The organism is Paeniglutamicibacter sp. (genome assembly GCF_046714615.1).
GTDB lineage: Bacteria > Actinomycetota > Actinomycetes > Actinomycetales > Micrococcaceae > Paeniglutamicibacter.
Genome location: NZ_JBKKAP010000014.1, coordinates 37,273 through 50,459 on the forward strand (window position 1 = coordinate 37,273; position 13,187 = coordinate 50,459).

The following is a 13,187-nucleotide window of genomic DNA, read 5'->3' on the forward strand; positions in this document are numbered from 1 at the left end:
TGGTTCGGGTGCGGCGGGCGGTTTAGGGGATGCCGATTGCCTGGGTCGCACCCACGTCGCCGATGGCGTTCAGCTGCTGGGGTGCCGTTCCATTGACCTCGTAGTCGCCAATGATGCGCGACTTGTAGATCGCCGGGTTGTGGGTGGCCACGGTGCGGGCGTTGCGCCAGTGCCGGTCCAGGTTGCAGCCCTTGGCGGTTGCCGAGGCCCCCAGCCCGTCAAAGAGCTTGGTCGCCGCGGAGAGCACCAGCGGCTGGACGACTGCCTGCGCCCGGTCCGCGGCGAGTTCGCACACCGCAAACCTCTCGGCAGGGCTGAGTGATGCATCGGCCAGCGCGACCTCGATCTCCGCCACGGCGGCCAGGACGATGGCGTCGACAGCGAACGCGGTGCCCGAGATCTCGCCCACCAATTGCAATACCTGGGGTTCTTCGCGTACCGGAACCCCTGTCCCGGTGCTGAAGCTTCGCGTACGGGCCTGGACCGACGAGCGCATGTCGTTGAGCACGGCGCGCGTGATTCCGGCCTGGACCCCGAGGAGCACCAGTTGGAAGATCGCGGATTCAGGGTTGTTGACCTGCTGCTCGTCGGGAAGGATCGTGTCCACCGGGACATTCTCGAACGTGGTCGAGCCGGTGCCGGTGAGCTGCTGCCCGAATCCGTCCCAGTCGTCAAAGATCTTGACCCCGGAATGCTGTGTGGAGACCACGGCGATCTGCCGGCCGGCGCGGGCGGGGTGCGCCACGGCAACGGCGACCCAGTCGGCGTAGATCGTGCCGGTGCAGTAGTATTTTTCGCCGTTGAGGATCCAGCGCTCGCCCTGCTTGGCAATCGTCGTGTTCAGGGTGCCGAGCCGGTTTCCACCGCGCTCGGTGTAGGCGTTGCCGACGATTTGCCCGGCAACAATGCGCTCGATCCAGCGGTGCCGCAAGGCATCGTCCTCAAGCAGCAACACGGATTCGACGAAGCCGATGTGCGAGCGCCACAGGTGCGCCACCTGGGAATCCGCCTCGGCCAGCTCAATGAACAGGCGGAAGAGGTCGGACACGCTCGCCCCGTAGCCGCCTTCGGACACCGGGATGCGCAATGCACCGAATCGCACCCGGTTCAGCCAACCGACCGGCTCAAAGGGAAGGGTCCGGTTGGCATCTCGCTCGCTGGCCCCGGCGGCAATCTTGGCGAAGACCGGACGGAAGATTGCGGCCAATTCGTCATAGTGACCGTTCAGGGGAACGCCCGGAGTAAGTTTGAGCAGGTGCCGGGCAGGGGTGTCGCCGGTAAATGCGTCGAGATTGACGGCTCCAAAGATGTTGGGGTCCGCTTCGACATCGTGAGCATGTGCAAAGGAATCGACAGCCATGAATTCTCTCCATCGGTTCTGGCGTGAGCACCTACCGCCCAATTAAGGGGAGGGGTTGCTGCGGCGTCATGGAGCCAGATCTCTCGGCCGCTCTGGATGGTTGTTGGTCATATTTCTACACGTCCCGGCGAGGCGGAGACAACCCGTTTCGTCACAATCGGGGCCTCCGGCGCTGGCCGAAACACGATTCCGCCTCCTGAATGCCGGGCTTGGCTGACCGACTCCCCGGCGTTTCCCCCGCCAATCCTTCGACGAGACAGGGAGCATCGAGGATCGCCTTGCCCATCTCGAGCAGCGTCGCGCACTTTCCTCTCTGGCCGCGGTTTCCCGGGGACGGAGGCAGGGGATGCAGCGCCTCTTGCGGAGATCCCCCGACTGCCGCCAGACTGGAATCAAAGCATCGAAATTTTACCAATTAATGAAATATCCTTCGTTGATACGTGAAGAATATCCATGTGGTCGAAGATTCCGTCATGTTACGGACGGTTTGCTCCCGTGACACCGCATCGACTTTGATTGAGTCGTAACCCATCCCGAGCGGCCGAGAGATCTGGCTCTATGACGCCGCAGCAACCACCTCGCTGAGGCCGGTGCTACCGCCAAGTCCGATGGAGAGACCATGACATCCGCTTCCCTGCCAACTGTGCCCAACACTTCGGGGCCCCACGACAAGCGCATCCGCGCCAAGGGAACCTGGCTGGGTTCCATGCGTACACGTGTCGGAATCCGGGATTTCTCCTTCGACATTGACGAGCCTGTCGCCGTGGGCGGAACCAACAACGCACCGACACCGATGGAATTCATTGCCGGCGCGCTCAACGGATGCGTAAGCGTCGTTGTGGAACAGGTGGCAAAGGAACTCCGGATCGACTTCACTGCCCTGGAGACCTACTCGATTGCCACTCAAGATACCCGTGGGTTTGCCGGAACGGCAGACGTTTCTCCGTTCTTCCATTCCTACCGGCTCGAAATCCATGTTGAAACGGCCCTGGACGATCCTGAGCTGCAACGGGAATTCACCTCGCAAGTCCACCGGAGATGCCCGGCCATCAACTTGGTCAAGACAGCAGGCGTGAACATGGTTATCAACTGGGAATTCGCCACTGAAGTCGCCCCGGGCTCCGCCGAAGATGCCTGCAACATTGCGCTCGGATACGCTCCCCGCACCGCACTTACAACTGCTGCGGGAGCAAGCGCATGAGCGCGGCCGGACTGTGGACCATCGGCCTCGCGGTGTCCTACACGGCGCTGCTCGTCTTCGGCGGACGCCTTGCCCAACGCCGCAGCACGCTGGGCAAAACTAGCGGATTCTTTGTTGGCGGTCGCACCTTCAGCCCGTGGACGGTTGCCTTCTGCATCACCGGACTGTTCTCTGGTTCTTCCTACATAGCCATCATGGAGCTGAGCTACCGAACAGGCGTATCCGCGCTTTGGTACGGTGTGGCCGAGACCGTGCAAATCCTGCTCATCTCGCTGCTCTTGGTCAAGAAGTTGCGGGAGAAGCTCGTCGTCACCGTAACAGGCATCATCGGAGACCGCTTCGGCCGCCTTGCCAAGGGCATTGCCGGCGTTATCACGGCTTTCACGTTTCCCATGTGGTCGGTTGCCACCACGATCGCCTTCGCTTCCGCACTGACAGCTTTCACTGGCCTGAACTTGCACTTGGCCGTCATCGTCACGGCCTTGTTATTGCTCATGTTCTTGTGGACAGGTGGAATGCGTTCAGTGGCATTCAACCAAACCATGAACTGCATCGTGTTTGTCGGCATGCTGCTCGTGGGCGCATACGCAATCTTGGCCAAGCCCGGGATCTCCGGATTGATCGACTTTGCCGAGACCAACCCCCAAATGTTCGACCCCGGCAACGCAGGCGTTTCCCTCATCGTGGCATGGTTCGGCACCTTCATCGTGAACGTGCCGCTGGCACAGGCCGCTTTCCAAATGACCATGTCTTGCCGAACACCAGAGGACGGCCAGAAGGGCCTCTACACGGCTGCCGCCTTTGGCGTCCCTTTCATCATCATCGGTGCGCTCATCGGCACTTCGGCGGCCATCGTGATGCCCGGAGAGAGCCTGGCCCTGGTGGCGATCCCCCACTACATCGAACAGGTCCTCCCAGCACCGCTCGTGGGCGTGTTCTTCCTGGGCGTCTGGGCCTGTGCCATGGGCTGGGCCGGTCCGTGCCAGTTCTCCGGATCTACTTCCCTGGGCCGCGACGTCGGCAGCGCACTCAACCCCAAGGCCACCGAGGCGCAGCTGGTTCGCTACACGCAGTGGTCGCTGGTGGCCCTGACTGGACTCATGATCCTCTTTAGCATCCTCCGTACCGAGCAATCCGCCTGGTGGAACGTCCTGGCCTGGACGTTGCGCAACGGCGCGACCCTGGCCCCAGTCCTGGCAGTCTTCTTTTGGCCGTTGGCCACACGCACCGCCGTTTATGCATCGATGGTGGCCGGTTTCAGCGCCGGCATCCTCTGGAACCACCTAGCGGACTGGTCTCCCAAGGAGTTCTTCCTTGGCACCCACCCTGTTTGGGTCGGAATGTTGGTGAACGTCTTCACGCTGGTTGCCGTCACCTTGCTAACCACCCAATGGCGGCTCAGCACAACGCCGGGCCGGCGCCGCAAAGCTACACAATTCGCGGCTGCCACCGTGATGTCACTGGCCGTTCTGAGTGTCACCGCAGGCTGGATCGCTGGATTCGGGTTGGTTGGGATGGCGTTGTTCATCGTCCTGATCCTTGCCTCGCTGGCGGTGTTCTTTGGTACGGAATCCACTTCAACACCGGAGGTCCCGGCGGAATCCGGGAGCGCTCTTCAGCCGCGTTCCGGACAAACCACTCCGGTGCCCTGATCACTCACGGCAGAGCCCCTGCCCACACTGGCGGCCGGGGCATCCAGGCCGCAGATGCCGCAGCAATCCCACAAGCACCCGGCGCAGGGCCCACGCCCGGACCGATGGAGAAAACAATGACTGAAACCCTGTCCCCTGCCACCGCGGGCATCGCCAACGAGGCCTCCTGGACCGAAGCCGAACGCCTCGCTTTCTGGGATGCCGCGGCTCGGCGCCTGAGCTGGTCCGATCCGTGGCACACCATCCACACCAGCACCGGCGTCGACCAGGTGGCCCGGCGCGGTCCCGACTTGCGCTGGTACGAGGGTGGCAAGCTCAACGCCGCCTACAACTGCGTGGACCGGCACGTGGAGGCCGGCCGCGGCGACAAGGTCGCGCTGCACTTCGAGGGCGAGCCCGGCGACAGGACCACCGTCACCTACAAGGACCTGCAGGACCGCGTTTCCCAGGCGGCCAATGCGCTGGAGGCCCTGGGCATCACCAAGGGCGACCGCGTGGTCATCTACCTGCCGGTGCTGGTGGAAACCATTGTCATCACCCTGGCCTGCGCACGCATCGGCGCGGTGCACTCGCTGGTCTTCGGCGGCTTCTCCGCCGAGGCCCTCAAGTTCCGCGTCGAGGACACCGCCGCCAAGCTCCTGGTCACCACCGACGGCCAGTACCGCCGCGGCACCTCGGTCCCCGTCAAGGCGCACGCCGACGAGGCCGTCGCCGGCGACAACGCCATCGAACACGTCCTGGTCATCAACCGCACCGGGCACACCGACATCAACTGGGTCGAGGGCCGGGACGTGTGGTGGCACGAGACGGTCGACACCGCGAGCACCGAACACGCCCCCGAGGCCTTCGACGCCGAGACCCCGCTGTTCATCATGTACACCTCCGGGACCACGGGCCAGCCCAAGGGCCTGGTCCACACCACCGGCGGATACCTGACCCAGGCGTCGTGGAGCCACGAGTTCCTCTTCTCCAACCCGGATCCCGCCCAGCGCGACGGCGACGTCCACTGGTGCACCGCGGACCTGGCCTGGGTCACCGCGCACACCTACGAGATCTACGGGCCGCTGTCCAACGGCGTCACCCAGGTCATCTACGAGGGCGTGCCCAATGCCCCGCATCCGGGCCGCCACTTCGAGATCATCGCACGCTACGGGGTGACCAGCTACTACACAGCGCCCACCCTGGTGCGCTCGCTGATGGGTTGGTTCCCCGAAGACGTCCCCCCCGAATACGACCTGTCCTCGATCCGGATGGCCGGAACCGTCGGCGAGGCAGTGAACCCGGAGGCGTGGCGCTGGCTGCGCAGCCAGGTCGGCCGCGACACAGCCGCCGGCATCCCCATGGTCGACACCTGGTGGCAGTCCGAGACCGGCGCCACCATCCTCTCCCCGCGCCAGGACGACACCGCGTTCAAGCCGGGCTGCGGCACCCGGGCACTGCCCGGCGTGAGCGTGGACATCGTTGACGATGCCGCGGCGACCGTGGAGAAGAACCTGCAGGGGTACATCGTGCTCACCAAGACCGGCCCTTCCATGGCCCGCACCGTCTGGGGAAACCCGGAGCGCTATTACACCTCCTACTGGGAGAAGTACGCGCAGCAGGGCTGGTTCCTGGCCGGGGACGGCGCGCGCTTCGATGAGGACGGGGACATCTGGATCCTGGGCCGCACGGACGATGTCATCAACATTTCCGGGCACCGGCTCTCCACCATCGAGATCGAGTCCGCGCTGGTCACCCACCCGGCCGTCGTCGAGGCCGGGGTCTGCCCGACCGCCGATGCCAAGACCGGCCACGCTGCCACCGCGTTCGTGGTGCCCTTCGACAAGTCGGTGGTGGGAACGGACCTGGCCGGCGAGGCGCTGGCGAAGCAGCAGGCCCTCATTGTGGAGCTGCGCAACCACGTGGCCACCCAGATTGGGCCCATCGCCAAGCCGCGCGAGATCGTCTTCGTGCCCGACGTGCCCAAGACCCGTTCGGGCAAGATCATGCGCCGGCTACTGACCCAGCTCTTTGAGGGCAGCGCCCTGGGCGACACCACCAGTCTGCAAAACGAGCCGTGCATCGAGCAGATCAAGGAGATCTGCGACGCCGACGTCCCCGGGTCCGCTGCCGCGCCGCTGACACGATCGGGGCGGCCCGTCGCTTGATCCGATCGCCCTGGCGCCGAGGGCGGCATATTGCACCGGGAGGGTTCTCCCCTACAGCCCTGTTGTTCGTCAGGGAACCGGGCACTCCGTCACAGGCCCTGGCTCGGCGGTCATAAAAACGCGGGGTTGCCGAAGAATTTATCACCCGTGTCTTCATCCTGCCCTGGGCAATCGGCCGGGGCCAGTGCGTTGCCGCATCGGGGCCGCGCCTTGGTGGATACCCCTCGCACGTTTGCTTCCGCCGCCCTCCCAACGTCGCGGGGGGGCGACTCCACCATGCGTGGCAGCAATACGCATGGTGGCGCAGGACACATTTGCCACCAGGGCCGGCAGGCGGACGACCCGGCCGGTCCCGCCCACCCGGACCGCACGTCGCGATGCCGGGTTCCACGAAATATTTCAGTTCAAAGCCGCCCATATCTTGACTAGTTCAAAATAAGTGGGAAAACTATTAAGCATGACAAAACCGGTTGAGCTCGAGCAAGTGCTGCGCGAGGCGTCCATGCGTGTGACGCTCCCGCGGGTCGCCGTGCTCGCCGCGGTCTCCGCCAACCCGCATGCGGATACAGATGCCATCCGTGATGCAGTGCGCCAAGAGCACCCCGCGGTATCCCACCAGGCCGTATACGACTCGTTGAAGCTGCTGACCCACCTCGGCGTCGTGCGCAAGATCCAGCCGCACGGGCACAACGCGCGCTACGAGACCCGCGTGGGCGACAACCACCACCATTTGGTCTGCCGCTCTTGCGGCACGGTGCTCGACGTCGACTGCGCGGTGGGAGACTCCCCCTGCCTGCATGCCGCCAACGACCACGGGTTCGCCATCGAAGAGGCCGAGGTCATCTACTGGGGATTATGTCCCCAGTGCCAAAACGCGGACTCCTAGTCGCCTGGATCCCCACTCGGCCAGAAGTCCCCCTGCAAGCCCGTCCATTCCCCTAAACCAACAAAACACCTTAAGAAGGAAGCCATGTCTGAAGCTACAACCGGCAAGTGCCCCGTATTCCACGGCGGCGGCCGCACCCACCCCACCCACGGAAGTGCAAACACCGAGTGGTGGCCGAATAAGCTCAACTTGAAGATCCTGGCCAAGAACACCCAGGTCTCCAACCCGCTGGACGAGAACTTCAGCTACACCGAGGCCTTCGAGGCCCTTGACCTGGACGCCGTGAAGGCCGACCTCGCCGAGACCATGACCAAGTCCTACGACTGGTGGCCTGCCGACTTCGGCCACTACGGACCCTTCTTCGTGCGCATGGCCTGGCACTCGGCCGGCACCTACCGCAGCCACGACGGCCGCGGCGGCGGCGGCGCGGGCCAGCAGCGCTTCGCTCCGTTGAACTCCTGGCCGGACAACGTCAACCTGGACAAGGCCCGCCGCCTGCTGTGGCCGGTCAAGAAGAAGTACGGCCAGTCCATCTCCTGGGCCGACCTGATGATCCTGGCCGGCAACGTGGCCATGGAGACCATGGGCTTCAAGACCTTCGGCTTTGCCGGCGGCCGCCCGGACGTCTGGGAAGCCGACGACGACGTTTACTGGGGCCCGGAGAAGGTGTGGCTGGACAACGAGCGCTACACCGGGGCCCGCGAGCTTGACGCCCCGCTGGCAGCAGTCCAGATGGGCCTGATCTATGTGAACCCCGAGGGTCCGGACGGCCTCGCCGATCCGCTGGCCTCGGCCATCGACATCCGCGAAACCTTCCGCCGCATGGGCATGGACGACGAGGAAACCGTCGCGCTGATCGCCGGCGGCCACACCTTCGGCAAGACCCACGGCGCCAACGAAGAGTCCCACAAGGGCGCCGAGCCGGAATCCGCACCGCTGGAGCTGCAGGGCCTGGGCTGGAAGTCCGGCCACGGCACCGGCCACGGCGATGACACCATCGGCTCGGGCCTGGAGGTCACCTGGACCTACCACCCGACCCGCTGGGACAACGAGTTCTTCCACATCCTCTTCGCCTACGAGTGGGAAATGTTCCTTTCCCCTGCCGGCGCCCAGCAGTGGCGTCCGAAGGACGGCGGCGGCGCCGATCTGGTCCCGATGGCCCACAACCCGGCCGCACACCGCGAGCCGCGCATGCTCACCAGCGACCTGGCCCTGCGCTTCGACCCGATCTACGGCGAGATTTCCCGCCGCTTCAAGGACAATCAGGAGCAGTTCTCCGACGCCTACGCCCGCGCGTGGTTCAAGCTGACCCACCGCGACATGGGCCCGAAGTCCCGCTACCTGGGCAAGGAGGTCCCGGCCGAGGACCTCGTCTGGCAGGATCCGCTGCCGGCCGCTCCGGCCGTGACCTTGGGCGATGCGGAAATCGAGGCGCTGAAGTCCACGATCGCCGCCTCGGGCCTGAGCGTCCAGCAGCTGGTCTCCACCGCCTGGAAGGCCGCTGCGACCTTCCGTTCCTCGGACAAGCGAGGCGGCGCCAACGGCGGCCGCATCCGCCTGGAGCCACAGGTTTCCTGGACCGTGAACCAGCCCGAGCAGCTCAAGCCGGTCATCGCCAAGCTCGAGGAAATCGTTGACGAGTTCAACGCCACCTCACTGGTCAAGACCTCGTTCGCCGACGTCGTGGTTCTGGCAGGCAACGTGGGCATCGAGCAGGCTGCCCTGGCCGCAGGCCAGGAGCTCACCGTGCCGTTCACCCCGGGCCGCGTGGATGCCACCCAGGAGCAGACCGATCCGGAGCAGTTCGCGTGGCTTGAGCCGGTTGCCGACGCGTTCCGCAACTACGACTCGGGCTTCCTGAAGATGCCCAGCGAGTACCTGCTGATCGACCGCGCGAACCTGTTGGGCCTCTCGGCCCCGGAGATGACAGTGTTGCTCGGTGGCCTGCGCGTGCTGGGCAACAACTGGGACGGCTCGAACCTGGGCGTCTTCACCGACACCCCGGGTGCGCTGACGAACGACTTCTTCGCGAATCTCATGGAGCTGGGCCTGGAATGGACCCCGGACGCCGAAGAGAAGACCTACTCCACCACCGACGGCCGCTTCAACGGCAGCCGCGTGGACCTGGTCTTCGGCTCGAACTCCGAGCTCCGCGCCCTGGCCGAGGCCTACGCCTCGGACGACGCCAAGGAGAAGTTCGGCCGCGATTTCGCCGCCGCATGGGCCAAGCTCATGGACGCCGACCGCTTCGAACTGAAGAAGTAGTCACCGGCTGAATCGAGAGGCGGGGCGGGTCTCCCGCGCCGCCTCTCGCGCCACCATATGTGCTGGCCTCGCATCCCGCGTTTCTAGCGCGAAATCTCCACGTAGGCCATGGCCCCGCGCCGGGAAAGCGTGACCGGTCCAAGCCCGCTGGCCCGCACTTCGTCAAAGAGCTCGGTGGCGGTGCGGACACGCGCGATGTCGCCATGGGCCTTCAGCAGCGCAAGGTAGGCGTTGGACCGGGCCGAGCCCTTGACCAACGAGGCCAGGAACATTCTTCCGTTGTTCTCGAGTTGCCGGCCGAGGGCGCTGACTGTGGCGGTGACATCCGGGACCAGGTGCAGCAGCCCCAGGCCGAGAATGGTTTCGTAGCGTTTGTCCCCCGAGGGCGAGAGCATGTCCCGGCATTCCAGGGTGATCCGCTTGGGCAGGGTGCCGCCGGCCGCCCGGGCGATGGACTGGCCCGCCAGCTCCAGCATCGGGGCGCTCATGTCCACCAACGTCGTCTCCCTGGCGCTGGCCACGTGAAGCGTCGCGGTGGCCTGCGCCGTGCCGGCCGCCACCTCCAGCAGCGGACCCTGCCCGGAGCCGATGGCCTGGGCAGCGAAGATTGAATACTGCCGGGGGTCGGTGCCCCAGAACACCTTGTTGTACAGCTTGGAGCCGATCATGGCGTCGTAGGTCTTGGCCCATCGGGCGTAATACTCAGGTTCCCCAAAAAACGTTTCGCTCATGCACACATGGTGCGCCCGCGCGGGCAGGGTTTTCTAGTGCACCGGCGAGCGGAAATGGTCCCGCAGCCTCTCGACGTCAACCTGAACGATGGCGCCGTTGCGCAGGATGGGGCTCCGCTCGCCCCCGCTGATCGCATCCAGCGTCAGGCGGATCAGCGTTCCGTGTGCCACCGCGATGATGCGTTTGCCGGGGTGGCTCTGGGTGAGTTCATGCAGCACGGCCAGGCCACGGCTTGCCACGGCGTCCTCGGGTTCGGCCGAACGCAACAGGAGATCGATCTGGTCGCGGGGCAGGTCGCGGACCACGTGTCCCTCGGCGTCGCCGTAGCTGCGTTCCTGCAGGCCGCCGATCTTTTCGGCGAGGGCGAGTCCGAGGTTCTGGCCGATCAACTCGGCGGTCTCGATGGCCCGCCCCAGGCTCGAGGAGACGATGACGTCCCACGGTTCGGAGCCGAGCGACTGTCCCGCGGCGTGCGCCTGGGCCCGCCCCAGGTCGTTGAGCGGAATATCCGTTTGACCCTGAAGGCGGCCCTCGGCGTTCCAGGCGGTTTCACCGTGCCGAACCAAAACCAATGTTGCACTCATGCCCACAAGCCTACCGGGCGGCTTTTGGTCCCGCTTTTCTTGCAGGATCTTCGATTTGCCGGATTCCTGCCGCAACCTAAGCTCACAATCTTTGGCGCATCGGGGAATTCTTGCCACAATGGATTCCAGACCACCATCCCGAGCGGCCGAGAGATCTGGTTCAGTGACGCCGCAGCAACCTTCCACACTCCGGTGGAGAAGGTGCTACCGCCAGAAACGATGGAGAGCGCGAAAGCAATCTTTGGGACTGCCCGGCCCCCGCCACGGCAACCCAGCATTGATCCCGGGAAAAGTTAGCAAACCAGCCCCACCTTAGGGCGATGGAAGTCCACGGAACGTGGACGGGCGTCGCCCGCATATGCAAGGAGTCAGCCACCCCTCATGGCCGAACATCAATTTGGATTCCGCACGCGCGCACTGCACGCCGGCGGCACACCGGACGCCGAGCACGGATCCCGCGCCGTGCCGATCTACCAGACCACGTCGTTTGTCTTCAAGGATTCCGACGACGCCGCGAACCTCTTTGCGCTGCAAAAGTACGGCAACATCTACTCCCGCATCGGCAACCCGACGGTGGCGGCATTCGAGGAACGCATCGCCTCCCTCGAGGGCGGCATCGGCGCCGTGGCCACCGGTTCGGGCATGGCCGCCGAATTCATCACCTTCGCGGCGCTGGCCGGGACCGGGGACCACATCGTGGCCTCCTCCAAGCTCTACGGCGGCACCATCACCCAGCTCGACGTGACCCTGCGCCGCTTCGGGGTCCAGACTACCTTCGTCGATTCCACGGATCCGGCCGAGTTCGCCGCCGCCATCCAGGAGAACACCAAGGCCGTCTATACCGAGGTCGTGGCAAACCCCTCGGGCGACATCGCGGACCTCAAGGGCCTGGCCGAGGTCGCCCACGCCGCGGGCATCCCGCTCGTGGTCGACTCGACCCTCACCCCTCCGTACCTGCTGCGTCCCATCGAGCACGGCGCAGACATCGTCATCCACTCCGCCACCAAGTTCCTTGGCGGCCACGGCACCACCCTCGGCGGCGTCGTGGTGGAATCCGGCACCTTCAACTGGGGCAACGGCAAGTTCCCCGCGATGACCGAGCCGGTGGCCTCCTACGGCAATGTCTCCTGGTGGGACAACTTCGGCGAGTACGGCTTCCTGACCAAGCTGCGCAGCGAGCAGCTGCGCGACATCGGTCCGGCCCTGCCGGCACAGTCGGCGTTCCAGCTGCTGCAGGGCGTCGAGACCCTGCCCCAGCGCATGGACTCGCACCTGGCAAACGCCAAGGCCGTTGCGGCATGGCTCGAGGCCGATGAGCGCATCACCTACGTGAACTACGCCGGCCTGGAATCCCACCCGCACTACGAGCGCGCCAAGGAGCTGCTGCCCCTGGGCGTCGGCTCGGTGTTCAGCTTCGGCGTCAAGGGCGGCCGCGCCGCCGGCACCGCCTTCATCGAGGCACTGCAGCTGGCCAGCCACCTGGCCAACATCGGGGACGTGCGCACCCTGGTGCTGCACCCGGCCTCCACCACGCACCAGCAGCTCTCCGCCGAGCAGCTGGTTGCCGCCGGCGTCCCGGAGGACCTGATCCGCTTCTCGGTGGGCCTGGAGGACCTGGAGGACATCCTCTGGGACCTGGACCAGGCACTGACCGTCTCGCAGCAGGTTGCGGGCGCCCCGGCCGAGGAAACCTACGACGGGGCAGCCTGCTCCATCGACGCCGCCCGCGCGGCCGCCGTGACGGGAGCCAAGTAATGAGCAACGCCATCGAGGCCCGCACCTGGGTGGGACCCAATGCCGCCGAGCGCCTGGACATCCTGCGCAACACCAAGTCGATCGCGATCGTGGGGGCCTCGAACAAGCCCTCGCGCGCCAGCTACTTCGTATCGACGTACCTGCTGTCCTCGGCCAAGTACAAGGTCTACTTCGTGAACCCGGTGCTCAACGAGATCCTGGGGCAGCCGGTCTACAAGTCGCTGGCAGACCTGCCGGAAACCCCGGACCTGGTCGAGGTCTTCCGCAAGCACGACGACCTGCCCGGCGTCCTGGACGAGGCGCTGGCGGTGGGGGCCAAGACCCTGTGGCTGCAGCTGGGTTCATGGCACGAGGAGGTCGCGGCGAAGGCCGAGGCCAACGGCATGAACGTCGTGATGGATCGCTGCGTGAAGATCGAACACGCCCGCTTCCACGGCGGGCTGCGCCTGGCCGGCTTCAACACCGGCGTCATCTCCTCCAAGCGCCAACTGCTCGCCTAGCTTGAAGCAGCGGCGCAACGCGAAGGGTCCGTGGCAGAAACCAAGTGTTTTAGGGGACCGGCCCATCGTAGTTGGCGGGACCCCCCGGGACCCCCCCGGGTACCG

10 protein-coding genes and 3 riboswitches are annotated in these 13,187 nt (G+C 65.3%); of the genes, 7 read left to right on the plus strand and 3 right to left on the minus strand.

Features of this window, described 5'->3' with window-relative positions:
* Positions 1 to 22: 22 nt before the first annotated feature.
* Positions 23 to 1,360, minus strand: coding sequence for an acyl-CoA dehydrogenase family protein (locus ACLQ7E_RS01715; protein ID WP_411730808.1), 1,338 nt, complete (start codon positions 1,358 to 1,360; stop codon positions 23 to 25).
* A 6-nt stretch (positions 1,361 to 1,366) separates the two neighbouring features.
* A riboswitch (SAM riboswitch) is annotated at positions 1,367 to 1,463 on the minus strand.
* Between the two features lie 422 nt (positions 1,464 to 1,885).
* A riboswitch (SAM riboswitch) is annotated at positions 1,886 to 1,975 on the plus strand.
* A gap of 4 nt (positions 1,976 to 1,979) precedes the next feature.
* On the opposite strand from ACLQ7E_RS01715, the gene ACLQ7E_RS01720 reads away from it, so the two are divergent.
* The 5 genes from ACLQ7E_RS01720 to katG all read left to right on the plus strand — a co-directional run bounded on the left by ACLQ7E_RS01720 (position 1,980) and on the right by katG (position 9,511).
* Entirely contained in the window at positions 1,980 to 2,561 is a 582-nt protein-coding gene (locus tag ACLQ7E_RS01720; RefSeq protein WP_411730809.1) for an OsmC family protein, read from the plus strand.
* Positions 2,558 to 4,213: a sodium:solute symporter family protein gene (locus ACLQ7E_RS01725; protein WP_411730811.1), complete on the plus strand. Its 1,656-nt coding sequence runs from the start codon at positions 2,558 to 2,560 to the stop codon at positions 4,211 to 4,213. Before ACLQ7E_RS01720 ends, ACLQ7E_RS01725 begins: the two co-directional genes overlap by 4 nt.
* Positions 4,214 to 4,329: 116 nt before the next feature.
* Positions 4,330 to 6,360, plus strand: coding sequence for an acetate--CoA ligase (gene acs / locus ACLQ7E_RS01730; protein WP_411730812.1), 2,031 nt, complete (start codon positions 4,330 to 4,332; stop codon positions 6,358 to 6,360).
* A gap of 457 nt (positions 6,361 to 6,817) precedes the next feature.
* Complete coding sequence (locus ACLQ7E_RS01735) at positions 6,818 to 7,246, plus strand: Fur family transcriptional regulator (protein ID WP_411730813.1); 429 nt, start codon at positions 6,818 to 6,820, stop codon at positions 7,244 to 7,246.
* A gap of 84 nt (positions 7,247 to 7,330) precedes the next feature.
* The gene (gene katG / locus ACLQ7E_RS01740) at positions 7,331 to 9,511 is read left to right on the plus strand and encodes a catalase/peroxidase HPI (RefSeq protein ID WP_411730814.1); all 2,181 of its coding nucleotides are present in this window, start codon (positions 7,331 to 7,333) and stop codon (positions 9,509 to 9,511) included.
* Between the two features lie 83 nt (positions 9,512 to 9,594).
* On the opposite strand, the gene ACLQ7E_RS01745 is transcribed toward katG, so the two are convergent.
* Complete coding sequence (locus ACLQ7E_RS01745; protein WP_411730815.1) at positions 9,595 to 10,242, minus strand: methyltransferase domain-containing protein; 648 nt, start codon at positions 10,240 to 10,242, stop codon at positions 9,595 to 9,597.
* A 33-nt stretch (positions 10,243 to 10,275) separates the two neighbouring features.
* Positions 10,276 to 10,827: a histidine phosphatase family protein gene (locus tag ACLQ7E_RS01750; protein WP_411730816.1), complete on the minus strand. Its 552-nt coding sequence runs from the start codon at positions 10,825 to 10,827 to the stop codon at positions 10,276 to 10,278.
* Between the two features lie 130 nt (positions 10,828 to 10,957).
* Positions 10,958 to 11,053: riboswitch (SAM riboswitch) on the plus strand.
* Positions 11,054 to 11,208: 155 nt separating this feature from the next.
* On the opposite strand from ACLQ7E_RS01750, the gene ACLQ7E_RS01755 reads away from it, so the two are divergent.
* Together ACLQ7E_RS01755 and ACLQ7E_RS01760 are read left to right on the plus strand one after the other, a co-directional pair.
* Complete coding sequence (locus ACLQ7E_RS01755; RefSeq protein ID WP_411730817.1) at positions 11,209 to 12,582, plus strand: O-acetylhomoserine aminocarboxypropyltransferase/cysteine synthase family protein; 1,374 nt, start codon at positions 11,209 to 11,211, stop codon at positions 12,580 to 12,582.
* Entirely contained in the window at positions 12,582 to 13,082 is a 501-nt protein-coding gene (locus tag ACLQ7E_RS01760) for a CoA-binding protein (protein ID WP_411730818.1), read from the plus strand. The genes ACLQ7E_RS01755 and ACLQ7E_RS01760 overlap by 1 nt, the downstream gene beginning before the upstream one ends.
* The last annotated feature ends 105 nt before the right edge of the window (positions 13,083 to 13,187 follow it).